This window comes from Dinoroseobacter sp. S76 (genome assembly GCF_049801095.1).
In the GTDB taxonomy this organism is placed as follows: domain Bacteria; phylum Pseudomonadota; class Alphaproteobacteria; order Rhodobacterales; family Rhodobacteraceae; genus Dinoroseobacter.
Genome location: NZ_JBNAGH010000004.1, coordinates 96,112 through 112,647 on the forward strand (window position 1 = coordinate 96,112; position 16,536 = coordinate 112,647).

17 protein-coding genes are annotated in these 16,536 nt (G+C 66.4%); 5 read left to right on the forward strand and 12 right to left on the reverse strand.

Translation table 11 applies throughout. The features are described from left to right. Positions 1 to 21: 21 nt before the first annotated feature. The 8 genes from ACP153_RS13620 to ACP153_RS13655 are packed head-to-tail and all read right to left on the reverse strand — an operon-like array spanning position 22 to position 7,417. Positions 22 to 816 (reverse strand): crotonase/enoyl-CoA hydratase family protein, encoded by a 795-nt coding sequence (locus ACP153_RS13620; RefSeq protein ID WP_424971550.1) that lies wholly within the window; start codon positions 814 to 816, stop codon positions 22 to 24. Next, positions 803 to 1,333: a DUF6653 family protein gene (locus ACP153_RS13625; RefSeq protein WP_424971551.1), complete on the reverse strand. Its 531-nt coding sequence runs from the start codon at positions 1,331 to 1,333 to the stop codon at positions 803 to 805. Before ACP153_RS13625 ends, ACP153_RS13620 begins: the two co-directional genes overlap by 14 nt. Then, the gene (locus ACP153_RS13630) at positions 1,326 to 1,844 is read right to left on the reverse strand and encodes an AAA family ATPase (protein ID WP_424971552.1); all 519 of its coding nucleotides are present in this window, start codon (positions 1,842 to 1,844) and stop codon (positions 1,326 to 1,328) included. Before ACP153_RS13630 ends, ACP153_RS13625 begins: the two co-directional genes overlap by 8 nt. A gap of 4 nt (positions 1,845 to 1,848) precedes the next feature. Next, the gene (locus ACP153_RS13635) at positions 1,849 to 2,697 is read right to left on the reverse strand and encodes a hydroxymethylglutaryl-CoA lyase (protein WP_424971553.1); all 849 of its coding nucleotides are present in this window, start codon (positions 2,695 to 2,697) and stop codon (positions 1,849 to 1,851) included. Next, positions 2,694 to 3,371, reverse strand: coding sequence for a glutathione S-transferase family protein (locus tag ACP153_RS13640; protein ID WP_424971554.1), 678 nt, complete (start codon positions 3,369 to 3,371; stop codon positions 2,694 to 2,696). Before ACP153_RS13640 ends, ACP153_RS13635 begins: the two co-directional genes overlap by 4 nt. After that, complete coding sequence (locus ACP153_RS13645) at positions 3,368 to 5,326, reverse strand: biotin carboxylase N-terminal domain-containing protein (RefSeq protein ID WP_424971555.1); 1,959 nt, start codon at positions 5,324 to 5,326, stop codon at positions 3,368 to 3,370. The genes ACP153_RS13640 and ACP153_RS13645 overlap by 4 nt, the downstream gene beginning before the upstream one ends. Before the next feature lie 55 nt (positions 5,327 to 5,381). Next, positions 5,382 to 5,813 (reverse strand): ASCH domain-containing protein, encoded by a 432-nt coding sequence (locus ACP153_RS13650; protein ID WP_424971556.1) that lies wholly within the window; start codon positions 5,811 to 5,813, stop codon positions 5,382 to 5,384. Further along, a complete protein-coding gene (locus tag ACP153_RS13655; protein ID WP_424971557.1) occupies positions 5,813 to 7,417 on the reverse strand; it encodes a carboxyl transferase domain-containing protein in 1,605 nt (534 codons plus the stop codon). Before ACP153_RS13655 ends, ACP153_RS13650 begins: the two co-directional genes overlap by 1 nt. A 149-nt stretch (positions 7,418 to 7,566) precedes the next feature. Between ACP153_RS13655 and ACP153_RS13660 the strand changes: the two genes are divergently transcribed. After that, positions 7,567 to 8,169: an OmpW/AlkL family protein gene (locus ACP153_RS13660; protein WP_424971558.1), complete on the forward strand. Its 603-nt coding sequence runs from the start codon at positions 7,567 to 7,569 to the stop codon at positions 8,167 to 8,169. Positions 8,170 to 8,237: 68 nt separating this feature from the next. Here ACP153_RS13660 and ACP153_RS13665 read toward each other — a convergent pair whose 3' ends face one another. From ACP153_RS13665 to ACP153_RS13680, 4 genes are all read right to left on the reverse strand, one after another. Further along, positions 8,238 to 8,576, reverse strand: a complete 339-nt coding sequence (locus tag ACP153_RS13665; RefSeq protein WP_424971559.1) for a hypothetical protein — start codon at positions 8,574 to 8,576, stop codon at positions 8,238 to 8,240. 39 nt (positions 8,577 to 8,615) lie between these two features. Then, positions 8,616 to 9,779: an acyl-CoA dehydrogenase family protein gene (locus ACP153_RS13670; protein WP_424971560.1), complete on the reverse strand. Its 1,164-nt coding sequence runs from the start codon at positions 9,777 to 9,779 to the stop codon at positions 8,616 to 8,618. Positions 9,780 to 9,931: 152 nt separating this feature from the next. After that, the gene (locus ACP153_RS13675; RefSeq protein ID WP_424971561.1) at positions 9,932 to 11,143 is read right to left on the reverse strand and encodes a DegT/DnrJ/EryC1/StrS family aminotransferase; all 1,212 of its coding nucleotides are present in this window, start codon (positions 11,141 to 11,143) and stop codon (positions 9,932 to 9,934) included. A gap of 42 nt (positions 11,144 to 11,185) precedes the next feature. After that, positions 11,186 to 11,860: an HAD-IA family hydrolase gene (locus tag ACP153_RS13680; protein WP_424971562.1), complete on the reverse strand. Its 675-nt coding sequence runs from the start codon at positions 11,858 to 11,860 to the stop codon at positions 11,186 to 11,188. A 126-nt stretch (positions 11,861 to 11,986) separates the two neighbouring features. Between ACP153_RS13680 and glmU the strand changes: the two genes are divergently transcribed. From glmU to ACP153_RS13700, 4 genes are read left to right on the forward strand one after another with little or no spacing between them, the layout of a single operon-like run. Continuing rightward, the gene (gene glmU, locus ACP153_RS13685; RefSeq protein WP_424971563.1) at positions 11,987 to 13,357 is read left to right on the forward strand and encodes a bifunctional UDP-N-acetylglucosamine diphosphorylase/glucosamine-1-phosphate N-acetyltransferase GlmU; all 1,371 of its coding nucleotides are present in this window, start codon (positions 11,987 to 11,989) and stop codon (positions 13,355 to 13,357) included. Beyond that, the gene (gene glmS, locus ACP153_RS13690; protein WP_424971564.1) at positions 13,358 to 15,178 is read left to right on the forward strand and encodes a glutamine--fructose-6-phosphate transaminase (isomerizing); all 1,821 of its coding nucleotides are present in this window, start codon (positions 13,358 to 13,360) and stop codon (positions 15,176 to 15,178) included. Positions 15,179 to 15,181: 3 nt separating this feature from the next. Continuing rightward, entirely contained in the window at positions 15,182 to 15,730 is a 549-nt protein-coding gene (locus ACP153_RS13695; RefSeq protein ID WP_424971565.1) for a pyridoxamine 5'-phosphate oxidase family protein, read from the forward strand. 54 nt (positions 15,731 to 15,784) lie between these two features. After that, positions 15,785 to 16,480, forward strand: a complete 696-nt coding sequence (locus ACP153_RS13700; protein WP_424971801.1) for a DNA alkylation repair protein — start codon at positions 15,785 to 15,787, stop codon at positions 16,478 to 16,480. Positions 16,481 to 16,536 lie beyond the last annotated feature (56 nt).

The window sequence follows — 16,536 nt, forward strand, 5'->3', positions numbered from 1 at the left end:
AACCCTTCCTGACCCGTGGGCTCAGTTGCCTTCGGCCCAGCGCGGCTTGCGCTTGGCAAAGAAGGCATCGATCCCCTCTTGGGCCTCGTCGCTCTCCCAGCGGGCAATCAGCGCATCGATGGTTGCGTCGATCTGTGCCGTGCTGACCGCGCCGCCCAGGGTCAGCGCCAGGGCCTTGGCTTCGGCGACCGCTCCGGGCGCCGTGGCGAGATAGGGGGTCACCTCCGCCTCGATGGCCGCGTCCAGATCCTCGGGCGGGACGGCGCGCGCCAAAAGGCCCAGCGCCACCGCCTCCTCGGCCCCGAAGAGCCGTGCGGACATGAAGACCCGCCGGGCGCAGGCTTCTCCCATGCGGGCGACCACGTAGGGGCCAATCGTGGCCGGGATCAGACCGAGGCGCGTTTCGGTCAAGCCGAACCGCGCGGACGCGCTGCCGATGGCCACGTCGCAGACGGACATCAGACCGACACCGCCGCCGAAGGCCTGCCCCTGAATGCGTCCGATCACCGGCTTGGGGAGCCGGTTCCAGGCCCCGAGCATCTCGGCCAGGGCCCGCGCCTCCCGGGCGCGGGTCGCGGCATCCGCGGTCATCTGGGCCCGCATCCAACCGAGATCCCCGCCTGCGCAGAAGCTCCGCCCCTGCCCGGTCAACACGACCACCCGGACCTCGGGATCCGCGCCCAGCGCTTCGGCGCAGTGGTGCAGCTCGCCGATCATCGTGGCATCCATGGCGTTGTGCTTCTCCGGACGGCTCAGGGCCACGGTCACCACCCCGCGCGCATCCCGTTCCAGTTCGAGCGTGTCATATGCGGTCATGGGCGACCTCCTCCGCTGTCAGGCCGGGCACCGCGCCGCCGGCGCGCACCCAGTCATCATGTATCCAGACCATCCGGTCGCAAAACCACGTCTTGGGCAGGGCCGTCAGGACAATCCCGAAGACCACCCAATCCGCCCAGAGCATCCAGAGCCCCGCCCCCATCACCAAGGCCCCGGGCGCCGACGCATAACCGAGCATCCGGGCAACGCGGAGGTGATGGGCGGGGATCTCGGCACGATGGGCGAGAAAAATCCGCTCCCCCAGCACCGCGCGACTGCCCCAGGAGGCAAAGCTGCGCGGCTCGCGAAAGGCGCGCGGGTTCCACCAGGTCCAAAGCAGGACCAGCGCCACCGGGACAAGCGCCGCCCAACCGAGCCAGACCCGGCTCCAGATCGCGAGCGCCAGAAGCGGCAACACGGTGAAGCGGGTCGCCACCGAAAGCGGGTTGGCATGGCGGCGCCAGACCCTGTCGCTCATTCCCATGAGCCGTTCCGCCCCGGCAAAGAGATCAGCCATGGGCGTACTCCTGCAGCGCAGTACGGATCCCGACGCTCCCCGCCTCCACGGGGCGCGCTGCGGCATCGAGAGACAGGTCGGCTGCGGTGAGCGGCTCGTATGTCCGGGTCAAAACCGCCTGCCAGTCGGGCAGGCCCGGTTTCGGCACCTCCGCCTTGCATGTCTCGACCCGGCGACGATGCTCTTTGGTGTTGGAACAGGTCAACGCCACATCCAGATGACGGCCGCCCTCCTCCAGCATCGCCGCGCGCCAAGCTTCCTGGGTGAGCGGGATCGGGTTCACACGATCGGCAATCACGTCACTCCCCTGTTCCAGCACAGCCGGCGGCACGGCGCGGGGCGCCGCATACCCGCCATCGGCCAGATCCTCGGTCTTCATATGGGGTTCGCGCTTGGCTTGTTCCACCCGGTCGACCCGGAGCCAGAGTGCCCCGGTCTCCGCCGCCAGGGCGCGGGCGATCATGCTCTTGCCGCCCCCGGGCAGACCGCTCAGGCACACGCGCCAAGGCATGCGCCTAGCGCAGCCCCCGGGCCATGGCCGCGGCCAGAGCGAGCGCGGCCCGGTCCAACCCGGTGGCATAGCCCAAAGCCGCAAGATGATCCGCCACGGCCTCGGTCGCCACATTCCCGGCGGCCCCCGGGGCATAGGGGCACCCGCCGAGCCCCCCGGCAGAGGCATCAAAGACCCGCAGACCCAGATCCAGCGCCACATCGATATTGTCGAGCGCCCGTCCGCCCGTGTCGTGGAAATGCCCCGCCAATTGTGCCGCGGGCAGCTCGGTCAGAACTGCCTCGAGCATGCGGGCCACGCGGACCGGCTCCCCCCGGCCAAGGGTTTCCCCCAGCGAAATCTCGTAACAGCCAAGATCCCGCATCCGCGAGGCGACGTGGGCGACGTCCTCCGGCGGGGTGGCACCATCGAACGGGCAATCGGTCACGCAGGAGACATAGCCCCGCACGGGCAGCCCTGCCTCCGCCGCCGCCGCGCATATGGGGGCAAAGCGGTCGAAGCTCTCCTCAATGGTGCAATTCAGATTGGCCTTGCTGAACCCCTCGCTCGCGGCCCCGAAAATCGCGATCTCATCGGCCTTGGCCGCAAGCGCCCCCTGAAAACCGCGCATGTTCGGGGTCAGCGCGGCATAGCGCAGCCCGTCCCGGCGTGGGATGCCCGCCAACACCTTTGCGCCATCGGCCATCTGCGGCACCCATTTCGGGCTGACAAAGCTTGCCACCTCGATCCGAGTGAACCCAACCTCCGCCAAGGCCGAGACCAGCGCGATTTTCTGGGCGGTCGGGATCTGCCGCTTTTCATTCTGCAACCCGTCACGGGGGCCAACCTCGACGATCTCAACCGTCTCGCTCACGACGCCACCTCCCAGGGCGGATAGAAATCCTGCCCGTAGATCCCGGTGCCCGGAGCGGGCAAGGCCGCCTGAAAGCCCGGGCGTGCGGTGATCGCCGCATACCAGGCCGTGGTGCGGGGGTAGTCCCCGAGCCCGACAAAGTACCGGCCCATATAGACGGCCTGCCCCACGCTGATATCCGCAGCCGAAAACCCGCCGGGCAGCAGGCTGTTCGTGCCCGTCTCCGCCAGGCGCGCCTCCAGCGCCTCATAGCATTTCGCGAGCCGCTTGGCCTCGAGCCGCATGACCACGGGCGAGCGCATGGTATCCTCGTAGAGCATCACATGCTGCTGGGTCAGGGCCGCCACATGCTGGCTCAGGGTCTCGGCGAAATGGATCCAGACGAGAAACGCCCCGCGCTCCGGATGTCCGGGCGCGCGCCCAAGCCCATCGGGCGAGAACCGCTCGCAGAGCAGTTCCGCAATGGCACCGGTCTCGAACAGGGTCTCCCCCCCGATCTCCAGCGCGGGCACGCGACCTGCCGGGGAGAGCGCCAGATACTCCGGGTCGCGTAGGGAGCGGTCGAAAGGATGGGTGATCACCTCCGCCTCCAGCCCAAGCTCATGGATCAGCCAGAGCGTCCGCATGGAGCGGGTCTGCGGGCAGTGATGCAAGCGGATCGCCGGTCCTGTCACGCGGCCCCCTCCTCTTCCTCTTCGGGGGCAAGCAGGATCATGGGGGCGCCCGCCGTCACCTGATCCCCGGTCTGCACCCGGATCTCGGCCACCGTGCCGGTCAGCCCGGCGGTCAGCGTGTGTTCCATCTTCATCGCCTCGAGGATCGCGAGCCGCGCCCCTTGGGACACCCTCTCCCCCGGCTCCACAAAGACCGCCTTCACAAGGCCCGGCATGGGCGCGTCGACCTGCCCTGCCCCGGGTCCTGACGCCTCCCCGCGCTGGAGCGGGTCGGGAATGGTGAAGTGGTAATTGTTCGACCAGAAGACGCTCACCCCGGCGGCGTGAAGGACGATCTCCGCAGGGGTCGGCGCACCATCCACCCACCAGACCCCGTCCCGTGTCTCGATCAGGTGGGAGGCCGCATCTATGCCAACCCGGAACCGCGTCGCCCCAAGGGTCTCGATCCGGGCAGAGATCTCCTCATCGCCATGCAGCAGCATCTGGGTCTGCCCCATGGGCGCCCAGAGGGTGAGCCCCGCGTGATCCGGGGTGCCCTGATGAAGCCCTGCCGCCCCGAGCGCCGCGAGAGAGCGCGCCCGCGTGCAGGGCACAGGAGCGGGCGAGAGCGTGGCAACCTCCCGATCAATGAGGCCCGTATCCACCTCTCCGTCAAAGAAGCCCCCATGACGCGCCAAAGCACGCAGGAAAGCGAGGTTGGTGACACTGCCCGCCACTTGCGTGGTGGCCAGCCCCCGGTCGAGCTTGCGCAGAGCCGCCTGCCGGGTGGGTCCGGCAACGATCAGCTTGGCGATCATCGGGTCATACCAGGGGCTGATCGTATCGCCCGCCCGCACGCCGGTCTCGATCCGGGCGCTCTCTGGGAAGGCCAGATGGGTCAGGGTCCCGGTGGCTGGCAGAAAGCCCTTGGGCACATCCTCGGCATAGAGCCGCGCCTCGAACGCGTGGCCGGTCAGCGTCAGATCCTCTTGCGCGGCGGGCAGATCCTCTCCCGCGGCCACGCGGAGCTGCCATTCCACCAGATCGATCCCCGTGACCGCCTCGGTGACCGGGTGTTCCACTTGCAGGCGGGTGTTCATCTCCATGAACCAGAACCCGTCCGGGCGCAGCCCGTCACTGGCATCGACGATGAACTCCACGGTTCCGGCGCCCGCATAGCCGATGGCTTCGGCCGCGCGCACGGCGGCGGCCCCCATGGCAGCGCGCATCTCGGGCGTCATGCCCGGCGCAGGCGCCTCCTCGATGACCTTCTGGTGGCGCCGCTGCAGGGAACAGTCCCGCTCAAAGAGATGCACGGCGCGCGTGCCATCGCCAAAGACCTGAACCTCGATATGGCGCGGAGTGGCGACGTATTTCTCGATCAGCACTGCATCATTGCCAAAGGCACCGCGCGCTTCGGCCTTGGCCGAGGCCAGGGCGGCGTCGAACGCGTCAGGCGCATCGACCCGGCGCATGCCCTTGCCGCCCCCACCGGCCACGGCCTTGATCAGCACCGGGTAGCCGATCGCCTCAGCCTCGGCTGCCAGATGCGCCGGGTCCTGATCGGCGCCCTGATAGCCCGGGACCACCGGCACGCCCGCCTCCGCCATGAGCGTCTTGGACGCATCCTTGAGACCCATGGCCCGGATCGCCTGCGCCGAAGGACCGATGAAAACAAGACCCGCGGCCTCGACCGCCTCCACGAAATCCGGGTTCTCCGACAAAAAGCCATAGCCCGGATGGATCGCCTCCGCCCCGGTGGCCAGCGCCGCTTCGATGATCGCGTCGCCGCGCAGATAGCTGTCCCGCGGCGCGGGTCCGCCGATGGCGCATGCGGCATCGGCCATGGCCACATGACGCGCGCCCGCATCTGCCTCGGAATAGACCGCGACGGTCTGCACGCCCAAACGGCGGCACGTCTCCATCACCCGGCACGCGATCTCACCCCGGTTGGCAATTAGGATCCTGTTGAACATGGACACGCCTCCCTGCGCGATTGCCCCCTGCGGCTGAGCCACGCTCCGCATCCCGCTAGTCATGCGCGGCCCCGTGGACCAGGTCTTCGACCACCTCGAACCGCTCCCAATAGAGCTGCATCTCCGGGTCAAAGATCCCCATGCGGCGGTAATAGGTCTCGTGCTGATGGCGCCATCCGTCGAGGCTCTCATCTTCGCCCTCCATCAGCGCCTTCTCCTCGGTCATGTCGCAGAACCGCAAGGGCACCAGTTCGAGCGTCCGGGTGACGAGCTGCGGCACCTCGTCGAAATCCACGACGATATCACAGCGTCCGACCACGGGCAGGGCCTCACCCTTGTCCACCGCATGCTGCGAGATACAGGTCGCGCGCTTCTTGCCTGCGCGCACCAGCCCCACGAGAATGTCGCTGAGCTCGGGCGTGTTGCCGAACTTGTAGGTCACAGCCCCCGGATAGCGCGCCTTCAGGCTGTCGAGCGTCTCCGTCATCACATCCGGAACACGCCGAAGCGTGTCTCCTCGATGGGCGCGTTCAGAGCGGCGCGCAGGGACAGGCTGAGCACCGCGCGGCTTTTGCGTGGATCGATGATCCCGTCATCCCAGAGCCGTGCAGAGGCGTAGAGCGGGTGGGACTGTTCTTCGAACATATCAATCGTGGGCTGCTTGAAGGCGGCTTCCGCCTCGGCGGACCAACTGCCGCCCTTGCGCTCGATCGCGTCGCGCTTGACCGTGGCGAGCACCCCGGCAGCTTGGGCCCCGCCCATGACCGAGATCCGGGAATTGGGCCAGGACCACATGAAGCGCGGCTGATAAGCCCTTCCGGCCATGCCATAATTTCCCGCTCCGAAGGAGCCGCCAACCACCATTGTCACCTTGGGCACGGAGGTCGTTGCGACCGCCGTCACCATCTTGGCCCCGTGCCGCGCGATCCCCTCATTCTCGTATTTCCGCCCGACCATGAAACCGGTGATATTTTGCAGGAAGACAAGCGGGATCTTGCGCTGGCTGCAGAGCTCGACGAAATGCGCGCCCTTCTGGGCGGCCTCGGAGAAGAGCACGCCATTATTGGCGATGATCCCCACGGGGCAGCCCTCGATATGGGCGAAGCCCGTGACCAGCGTCTCGCCAAAGCGGGGCTTGAAGGCATCGAAGCGCGAGCCATCGACGATCCGGGCGATAACTTCGGTGATATCGTAGGGGACAGAGAGGCTTGCAGGCACAAGCTCAAGCAATTCCTCAGGATCATAGGCCGGGGGCTCCGGCGCTTGCATGGCCACCGAGACCGGCACGCGCCGGTTCAGCCCCGCCACCGCCTGCCGCGCTAGCGCCAGCGCATGGGCGTCATCTTCGGCCAGATAATCCGCCACGCCCGAAAGCCGCGTATGCACATCGCCGCCGCCCAGATCCTCGGCACTGACCACCTCGCCCGTGGCGGCCTTGACCAGCGGCGGCCCGGCGAGAAAGATCGTGCCCTGTTCCTTCACGATGATCGTCACATCGGACATGGCGGGTACATAGGCGCCCCCTGCCGTGCAGGAACCCATGACCACCGCGATCTGCGGAATGCCTGCGGCGGACATCTGCGCCTGATTGTAGAAAATCCGCCCGAAATGGTCCCGGTCGGGAAAGACTTCGTCCTGATTGGGCAGGTTCGCACCGCCGCTATCGACCAGATAGAGACAGGGCAGATGGCATTCGGCGGCGATTTCCTGGGCGCGGAGGTGTTTCTTGACGGTGATCGGATAATAGGTGCCGCCCTTCACGGTGGCATCGTTGCAGATGACCATAACGTCTTGCCCGTGGATCTGGCCCACCCCGGCAATCGCGCCACCACAGGGCGCCGCCCCACCGTAGAGGCCATGCCCCGCCGTCGCGCCCACCTCGAGAAACGGGCTACCGGGGTCGAGCAGATTGGCCACCCGGTCCCGGGGCAGCATCTTGCCGCGACTCAAATGTCGCTCCCGCGCGGCAGCACCACCGCCCGCCGCCGCCTGTGATGCTGCATCTGCGACAAGATCCAGCGCGGTCAGATGCGCGGCGCGATTGGCCTTGGCCTCTTCCGATCCGCTATCCCATTGAGAAACGATCTTCATGCGGCGCGCCTCCAGATTTTGTCGCGCGCGCATCGCGGGCGACGGGCCGTTATGCCGCAGGGCAGCACAGCCTTCGGTTGACCTGTATCAATGCTGACACAATCGCCTTGCGCGATCACGGCGTCGGAGACCAAACGAGGGAACGACCCATGAAAAAAATCACCCTGTCCGCACTCGCTGTTCTGGCGGCCACAGCCGCCGCGCCCGCCTTCGCCCAAGAGGCCGGAGACTGGACAATCGGGATCGGGATCGCCAATGTGAACCCGAAATCCGACAATGGCGATCTCGCCGGGATGCGCACCGAGATCGATGACGACACTCAGCTGTCGTTTACCGCCGAGTATTTCTTTACGCCGAATATCGGCGTCGAGATCCTCGCCGCGACGCCCTTCAGCCATGACATCGATGTCGGCAATGGCGCTGTGACCGGTGAAACCAAGCACCTGCCGCCCACCGTGTCGCTGAACTATCACTTCACGAATTTCGAGGGGTTCACGCCCTTTGTCGGTGTGGGTCTGAACTACACAACCTTCTTCGAGGAATCCTCCAGCGCGGGGAAGCTGGAGCTGGATGACAGCTTCGGGCTCGCAGCCCAGGTCGGAGTGGATATCGCGGTGTCCGAGACAGCGGCCATTCGACTGAACGCCCGCTATATCGACATCGACACCGATGTGAAGCTGAACGGAAACAAAGTCGGCACGGCCGAGATCGATCCGGTGGTTCTGGGCATTGCTTATGTGATGACTTTCTAAGCCGCGATCCCTCGCAGCGATCCGAGGCGCGCCCCCGTGGCGCGCCTTTTGCATGTGATGCGCGGCGCTCATGTCTCGGGCCTCTCATCACGTTCGCGCCCGGTGAAGGCGAGCCCGCCATCCCGGCGCACATAGTAGTCCCAGCCTTGGGTCGCCCCCTCCGGGCGGCAACGCACCACGATCCAGACGCCGGGATCCGATCCTGGCACAGCCGCGCAATCGGTCAGGGCCGCCGATCCTGTGCCTTCTAGCGCTGCGTGGTCCTTGAGGTATTGGGCCGCGTAATGGTCAATTACTGTGCTCTCATCAAGCGCTGCGCGCTGGGAGCCCAGCCGCACGCCATTGGCCGCGAGGATCAGCACGATGATCCCCAGCGGCAAAAACCAGAGCCAGCTTGGCCAGGCCATGGCCTCACGCTCCTGTGCCTGAACGGGAAGGGGACCGCATCATGCCATGGCCGCCATCAGCTCGCGTCCGACGAGCATGCGCCGGATCTCGGAGGTGCCCGCGCCAATCTCCATCAGCTTGGCATCGCGGAACATGCGCGCCACAGGCGCGTCGTTCAGAAAACCCGCGCCGCCCATGGCCTGCACCGCCTGGTGGGCGACCTTCATCCCCTCCTCGGAGGCATAGAGCACACAGGCCGCCGCATCCTGCCGTGTGACTTCGCCGCGATCACAGGCCTTGGCGACCTCATAGGCATAGGCGCGCGCTGTGTTCAGGCTGGCATACATATCGGCGATCTTGCCCTGCATGAGTTGGAAGTTCCCGATGCTTTGGCCGAACTGCTTGCGCTCGACCATATACGGCATGATCTCGTCGAGGCAGCCCGCCATGATCCCGATATTGACGCCCGAAAGGACCACGCGCTCGAAATCGAGCCCGCTCATCAGGACCGCGACCCCGCGCCCCTCCTCGCCGAGGACGTTTTCGAAGGGCACTTCCACATCCTCGAAGATCAGCTCGGCGGTGTTCGAGCCGCGCATCCCGAGCTTGTCGAAATGGGGCGAGGTGGAGAACCCGGTCATGGATTTCTCGATGATGAAGGCCGTGATGCCCTTGGAGCCCGCCTCCGGATCGGTCTTGGCGTAGACCACGAGGGTTTCCGCATCCGGGCCGTTGGTAATCCAGTATTTCGTGCCGTTCAGGCGGTAATGATCGTTGCGCTTTTCCGCGCGCAGCTTCATCCCCACCACGTCCGACCCGGCGGAGGCTTCGGACATGGCCAGTGCGCCCACATGGGTGCCGTCGATCAGGCCCGGCAGGTAGCGGGCCTTCTGCTCCGGCGTGCCGTTGAGCTTGATCTGGTTGACGCAGAGGTTCGAATGGGCGCCGTAGCTGAGGCCAATGGAGGCCGAAACACGGGAGATTTCCTCGACCGCGACCGTGTGGGCGAGATAGCCCATGCCGGCGCCGCCATCTTCCTCGTCGACAGTGATGCCCAGAAGGCCCAGCTCGCCCATCTCGGTCCAGAGATCGGCCGGGAAGAGGTTTTCGGAATCCGTGGTCGCCGCCAGCGGCTTGACCCGTTCCTGCGCCCAGCGATGGACCATCTCGCGCAGGGCTTCGACCTCTTCACCGAGATCGAACCGCATGGATGCGGTGAACATGGGCGCTCCCTCCTCCCAAAAATTGAACGCTTGTTCATTTATAGGCGCGCGCGAAGGTCCTGTCCAGAGATTTCGCGTTTGAGAATGGGGGCTCTGCACCCGGTGGCCTTGCGGCCCCCTCCCCCGGGATATTTCCGGACTTAAGTGAGGGGTTACTCCGCAGCCAGCGGGCGTGGCAGATGCTCGGCTTCGGCACGCAGGATGCGGGCGATCTGGGCGCAATCGTCTTCGGAGAAGGTGAGCGGCAGGCGCAGATCGAGCAGCGTGGCGAGCACTCGGTCCGTCCGGGGCAATACCGGGGTTGGGGCGTAGCGCCAGCTGTCATAGCGGGAGGTGAAGCCATGGGGCTCCGGCGCGCCGAACCATTTCAGCTCGACCCCGCGGGCCGCACAGCGCGCCACATAGGACGCGACCGCCTCGGCATCGGCCTCGGGCAGGCGCAGCTGGAAAGAGGAGGCGACGAAATGCTCTTTGTCCGGGCGGTGGGTCAGGGCGATGCCGGGGGCACCGCTGAGACCCGCTTCGAGCACCCGGTAGAGCGCGTTCCAGCGCTCTGCCTGACGGGGCAGATCGGCCAGTTGCGGACGCAGAATCGCGGCGCGCAGATGGTCCATCCGGCCCGAGACATTCGGCGTGTCGTATTTCACCCGGTCGAACACTTCAGCCTCGGGCGCAGCCCCATGGCGGGCATAGAGCATATAGCTGCCCGAGAGCAGGATCGCGCGGGCCATCAACTCCGCATCGTCAGAGATCAGCAGCCCGCCTTCGCCGGAATTGATATGCTTGTAGGTCTGGGTCGAGAAGCAGCCGAAGGCGCCAAAGCGGCCCGTGGGCGTGTCGCCCCAGGACGCCCCCATCGTGTGGGCACAATCCTCGATCAGGGTCAGGTTGTGGGCCGCGCAGATCTTGGTCAGCGCCTCCATATCGCAGATATGTCCGCGCATATGGCTCAGGAGCAGCGCGCGCGCGCCGCTGGTTTCCGCCTTGGCCGCCAGGTCGTCGAGATCGAGGGTCAGGTCCTCGGTCACTTCCACGAGCACGGGTTCGGCGCCGACCGCCGCGATCGAACCGGGCACCGGCGCGAGCGTGAACGCGTTGCTGAGCACCTTGTCACCGGGCCCGATGCCAAGCGCGCGCATGGCGGTGCCCATGGCATAGCCGCCAGAGGCCACGGCCACGCAGTAGCGCGCCCCGGTCTGGGCTGCGAATTCCTGCTCCAACGCGCCGACCTCGCCCAGCTCTCCGGGCTCGAGATTATACCGGTGCAGACGGCCCGAGCGCATGACCTCAACCGCGGCGGCAATGGCCGCCTCAGGGATCGGCTCCTGCTGAGTGAATGTGCCGGTGAAGATCTCGTCGGTCATGGGCGCCTCCTGCGTAAGATGTGCCGCCTTGCCGCGCACAGGTCAATGGTCGGGAAAGAGGCCCTGCAGAACAGCGTCGAACTGGTCGTAATGGGGCAGCAGCGCTTCGGGGGCGAGACGGGAGACGCCCTCGCCTTCGGGCCCGAAGGTGACGAGCATGGAGGGGATCCCCGCCGCCCGCGCGGTCTCGCGATCCGTGACCGTATCACCGATCAGCACGGCGCGGGCCGGGTCGCCACCGACACGGGAGATCGTCTCGAAAAGGGGCGCGGGGTCAGGTTTGCGCACGGGCAGCGTATCGGCCCCGACCAGCGCGCCAAAGCGATCGCGGACGCCCAGCCGGGTCATCAGGGTTTCGGCCAGCCCCTCGGGCTTGTTGGTGCAGATGCCCACGGGGCAGCCACGGGCGCGCAGCCTTTCGACCGCCGCCAGCGCTCCGGGATAGAGCCGGGTGTGGACATCGATCTTCTCGGCATAAGCCTCCAGCAGAACCGGGTAGTCAGCGTCCACATCCGCCTCGCTCCACTCCACACCGCGCCGGGTCAGGCCCAGACGCAGCATCGCGCGCCCGCCCGCAAAGGCCGTAGCGGCGTCGATAACTGGATCCAGTGGCGCCCCCTGCCCCCGCGCCTCGAAACAGGCATTGGCCGCCTCGATCAGATCGGCACTGGTATCGGCAAGCGTGCCGTCGAGATCGAAGATGACCGTGACCGTCATTGCGCATCTTTCCGCCAATGGGCGTGAAGGGGTGAAAAGGGCCGAAACACCAAGTGACAGCGGGCCCGGTTGCGGGGCCTGCGCCGATGCGTAATAGAACGAGGGCGCAAGGTGAAGGGATGATGCATGGCGGTTGCGTTGATCGTATTGGCGGCGGGCCAGGGCTCGCGGATGAACTCGGACCTGCCCAAGGTGCTGCACCGGTTGGCGGGCGCGCCGCTTCTGGCCCATGCCCTACGCGCGGGCGCGAGCCTCGCGCCGGAGCGGACCGTGGTGGTGACCGGGCATGGGGCCGAGGCGGTCGAGGCGGCGGTTGCGGGCCTTGATGGCGAGGCGATCTGTGCACGCCAGACCGAGCAGCTGGGCACGGGCCATGCGGTCGCCCAGGCCGGAGAGGCGCTGAGGGGGTTTGAGGGCGATGCGGTTGTGCTCTATGGCGACACGCCCTTCATCTCGCCCGACACGCTCGAAGCGATGCAAGACAAGCGCGCGGCGGGCGCGGATCTGGTTGTGCTCGGCTTTGAGGCGGAAGATCCCGGACGCTACGGGCGGCTTTTGACGGCGGATGACCGGCTGACCCGGATCGTCGAGGCCAAGGATGCGAGCACCGATGAGCTGGCGGTCAAGCTCTGCAATTCAGGGGTGATGATGGGGGATGCGGCTACGCTGATGCGGTTGGTCGCGGGGCTCAACAATGACAATGCGGCGGGCGAGTATTACCTGACGGATGTTGTGGCACTTGGGGCGGCTGAGGGGTTGTCGGCCCGGGTCGTGACCTGCCCGGAGGCCGAGACCCTGGGCATCAATACCCGCGCCGAACTGGCCGCTGCCGAGCAGGCCTTTCAGGCCCGCGCCCGGGCCGAGGCCATGGACGAAGGCGTGACACTCGCAGACCCGGATACCACCTATTTCGCCCTCGACACGGTGATTGGCCGTGACGCGCTGATCGGGCCACAGGTCGTCTTTGGTCCCGGCGTGACCGTGGAATCCGGTGCCGAGATCCGGGCCTTTTGCCATCTGGAGGGCTGCCATGTGAGCCGTGGCGCGCTGGTCGGCCCCTTTGCCCGGCTGCGCCCGGGGGCAGAGCTCGCCGAGCACACCCATGTGGGCAATTTCGTCGAGATCAAGAATGCCACGCTCGATGAAGGCGCGAAGGTCAACCACCTGAGCTATATCGGCGATGCCAGCGTCGGTGCCGCCAGCAATATCGGCGCAGGCACGATCACCTGCAATTATGACGGGGTCTTCAAGCACCACACGGAAATCGGCGCGCGGGTCTTTATCGGCTCGAACACCTGTCTCGTGGCTCCGGTCAAGGTCGGTGACGAGGCGATGACCGCAACGGGCACCATCGTGACCAGCGATGTGCCCGAAGGGGCGCTGGCCGTGGCGCGTTCACGCCAGACCAACAAGCCGGGCTTTGCGCGTCGCTTCATGGATATGCTGCGAACCCGCAAGGCGGTGCTTGCGGGCGAGACCACACCGGAGGCCGAATAGATGTGCGGGATTGTCGGTGTCCTGGGGCGCAATCAGGCCGCCCCCTTGATGGTGGAGGCGCTGAAGCGTCTGGAATATCGCGGTTATGACAGCGCGGGTATTGCCACGGTGCAGGATGGCGCGCTCGACCGCCGCCGCGCGCTTGGCAAGCTGGTGAACCTGAGCGATCTGCTGGTTGAACACCCGCTCGCGGGCAAGTCGGGTATCGGCCATACCCGCTGGGCCACCCATGGCGCGCCCTCCGTGGCCAATGCTCACCCCCATCGCACAGGCGCAGTGGCCGTGGTCCATAACGGGATCATCGAGAACTTCCGCGAGCTGCGCGAGAGCCTGCAAGCGCAGGGCGCGTCCTTCGAATCCGAGACAGACACGGAGACCGTCGCCCAGCTTTGCGCCCATGCGCTCTCCAAAGGGGCCAGCCCGGCAGAAGCCGCGCGCCAGACCATCGCCCGGCTCGAAGGGGCCTTTGCGCTCTGCTTTCTCTTTGAAGGCGAGAACGATCTGATTGTCGCCGCCCGCAAGGGCTCGCCCCTGGCCATCGGCCATGGAGATGGCGAGATGTTCGTGGGTTCCGACGCGATTGCCCTGCATCCCATGACCGACCGGATCACCTATCTTGAAGAGGGCGACATGGCGGTGGTCACCAGGACCTCGCTGGAGATCACCGATCAACACGGCACGGTCGTGCATCGCCCCGAAACCCGCGCCCGGATCGATGGCGCGCAGGTCGGCAAGGGCGGGCATCGCCATTTCATGGCCAAGGAGATTGCCGAGCAGCCCACGGTGCTCGCCGATTGCCTCGCCCATTACCTGAGCAGCACGGGCGAGATCCGAATGCCCGACGCCCTGCCCGACTTCGCACAGATCGACCGGCTGATCCTCGTGGCCTGCGGCACCGCATTCTATGCCTGCCAAACAGCGAAATACTGGTTTGAGCAAATCGCGGGCCTGCCAGTGGAGATCGATATCGCCTCGGAGTTCCGCTATCGCGAACCGCCCATCGGACCGCGCACGGCAGCGCTCTTTGTCAGCCAGTCGGGCGAAACCGCCGATACGCTGGCGGCGCTGCGCTATTGCGCGGGCAAGGCCGAACATATCCTGTCGATCTGCAACGTGCCCGAAAGCTCCATCGCGCGGGAAAGTGCGGTGGCGCTGCCAACGCTGGCCGGGGTCGAGATTGGCGTGGCCTCCACCAAGGCGTTTACCTGCCAGCTCGCGGTGCTTGCGGTGCTGGCCCTCCACGCGGCGCACCAGCGGGGTGCGCAGGACGCAGAAGAGCGTCAGACCCTGATCGATGAGCTGCGCAGCCTGCCCAGTGTGATGAACCTCGCCCTGAGCCGGGAACCCGAGATCGAAGCGGTCTCGCGCGAGCTGGCCGAGGCGCGCGACATCCTGTTTCTCGGACGCGGGCCGATGTATCCCATCGCCCTGGAAGGCGCGCTGAAACTCAAGGAGATCAGCTACATCCACGCCGAAGGTTATGCATCGGGTGAGCTGAAACACGGCCCCATCGCGCTGGTGGACCCGGCCGTGCCTGTGATCGTCTTTGCCCCCAATGACCGGCTTTTCGACAAGACCGTCTCGAACATGCAGGAGGTCATGGCGCGGCAGGGCAAGGTCCTTCTGGTCAGTGACAGCGCGGGGCTCGCCTCGGCAGCAGAGGGCACCTGGGCGCAGGTCCCGATGCCCAAGATCGCGCCCGCTTTCGCGCCCATCCTTTACGCTGTGCCCGCGCAGCTTTTGGCGTACCATACCGCAGTGGCCAAGGGCACGGATGTGGACCAGCCGCGCAACCTCGCGAAATCCGTCACCGTGGAGTGAGACATGGCCAAGCAATTTCCCCGGATCGGCCTCGGCCATCAGAATTTCATCGAAGCGCAACAGATCTTCTTCGTGGCCACCGCCGCGCCGGAGGGGCGCGTCAATCTCAGCCCCAAGGGGATGGACAGCCTGCGCGTGCTCGGTCCCAACCGCATCGCCTGGCTGAATGTCACGGGCTCGGGCAATGAAACCGCAGGCCATCTAAAACAATCGCCGCGCATGACGCTCATGTGGTGCAGCTTTGACGCGACGCCCATGATCCTGCGCGCCTATGGCACCGCCCGGACAGTGCAGCGCGACAGTGCAGATTGGGAGGAGCTGTCGAGCCTCTTTCCCGGCGGGCCGGAGAAGCGACAGGTCTATGATTTGAGCGTCGAGATGGTGCAGACCTCCTGCGGCTATGCGGTCCCCACCGCCGAGGGGCTGACCGAGCGTCCGGTCCTCAAGGATTGGGCCGCCGAGAAGGGCGAGGACGGGATCCGCGCCTATTGGTCCGACCGCAACCGCACGACCATCGACGGCGCGCCGACGGGGATCGAAGACAATCTGTGAGCTGGCCCGCGCCCTTCTCGACCGGCCAACGGAGCGTCTGGCATGACTGAGACCTTGACGCCGGAGGCAGCGCTGGACGCGCTCAGCGCCCTGGGCGATCCCGAGAAAGCCGCGCAAATGGCGGCCTATCACAAAGTGGACCGCCCCTATCTCGGGGTTGCAAATGGCGTGCTGGACGCGCTGGCGCGGGACTGGCGGCGCGCCCTGGATCTGCAGGCCCGTGCGGATCTGGCCGGAGCGCTCTGGGACAGCAACATCCATGAGGCGCGGATCGCGGCGGCCAAGCTGTTGACCCAAGCGCGCCAAAAGGATGACGCCGCCACCTGGGCACGGATCCAGAGCTGGGTGCCCGAATTCGACGCCTGGGCCGTGGCCGATCACGCCTGCATTGCCGGGCAGAAACGGCTGATCGCGGATCCGTCACGGATCGAGACAGTGGCGGAGTGGACCCGGAGTGAGCACCTCTGGACCCGACGCGCGGCCCTCGTGATCACCCTGCCCTGGACCAAACAACGCGACCCGAAGCCCGAAGACCTCGCGATCCGCGAGCAGGTTTTGGGCTGGGCTGCAGGCTATGTGCCGGATCGGGCCTGGTTCATCCAGAAGGCCATCGCCTGGTGGCTGCGCGATCTGTCCCGGCGCGACCCGGAGCGGGTGCGCGCCTTTCTCGCCGAGCATGGGGCAGAGATGAAACCCTTCGCCCGGAAAGAGGCCGCGCGGCTGCTGCCGCCTGAGACCGGCGCGGGATAATCCGAAGCTCAGAATCACCTTTAAGCCCACTCCACCCTGTCGGCAAAGTGAAGCAG

What these genes read in the sequence shown, in the direction of transcription:
- ACP153_RS13620 (WP_424971550.1), bottom strand. Translation starts at nt 816, where the DNA reads ATGACCGCATATGACACGCTCGAACTGGAACGGGATGCGCGCGGGGTG.
- ACP153_RS13625 (WP_424971551.1), bottom strand. Translation starts at nt 1,333, where the DNA reads ATGGCTGATCTCTTTGCCGGGGCGGAACGGCTCATGGGAATGAGCGAC.
- ACP153_RS13630 (WP_424971552.1), bottom strand. Translation starts at nt 1,844, where the DNA reads ATGCCTTGGCGCGTGTGCCTGAGCGGTCTGCCCGGGGGCGGCAAGAGC.
- ACP153_RS13645 (WP_424971555.1), bottom strand. Translation starts at nt 5,326, where the DNA reads ATGTTCAACAGGATCCTAATTGCCAACCGGGGTGAGATCGCGTGCCGG.
- ACP153_RS13650 (WP_424971556.1), bottom strand. Translation starts at nt 5,813, where the DNA reads ATGACGGAGACGCTCGACAGCCTGAAGGCGCGCTATCCGGGGGCTGTG.
- ACP153_RS13655 (WP_424971557.1), bottom strand. Translation starts at nt 7,417, where the DNA reads ATGAAGATCGTTTCTCAATGGGATAGCGGATCGGAAGAGGCCAAGGCC.
- ACP153_RS13660 (WP_424971558.1), top strand. Translation starts at nt 7,567, where the DNA reads ATGAAAAAAATCACCCTGTCCGCACTCGCTGTTCTGGCGGCCACAGCC.
- ACP153_RS13665 (WP_424971559.1), bottom strand. Translation starts at nt 8,576, where the DNA reads ATGGCCTGGCCAAGCTGGCTCTGGTTTTTGCCGCTGGGGATCATCGTG.
- ACP153_RS13670 (WP_424971560.1), bottom strand. Translation starts at nt 9,779, where the DNA reads ATGTTCACCGCATCCATGCGGTTCGATCTCGGTGAAGAGGTCGAAGCC.
- ACP153_RS13675 (WP_424971561.1), bottom strand. Translation starts at nt 11,143, where the DNA reads ATGACCGACGAGATCTTCACCGGCACATTCACTCAGCAGGAGCCGATC.
- ACP153_RS13680 (WP_424971562.1), bottom strand. Translation starts at nt 11,860, where the DNA reads ATGACGGTCACGGTCATCTTCGATCTCGACGGCACGCTTGCCGATACC.
- glmU (WP_424971563.1), top strand. Translation starts at nt 11,987, where the DNA reads ATGGCGGTTGCGTTGATCGTATTGGCGGCGGGCCAGGGCTCGCGGATG.
- glmS (WP_424971564.1), top strand. Translation starts at nt 13,358, where the DNA reads ATGTGCGGGATTGTCGGTGTCCTGGGGCGCAATCAGGCCGCCCCCTTG.
- ACP153_RS13695 (WP_424971565.1), top strand. Translation starts at nt 15,182, where the DNA reads ATGGCCAAGCAATTTCCCCGGATCGGCCTCGGCCATCAGAATTTCATC.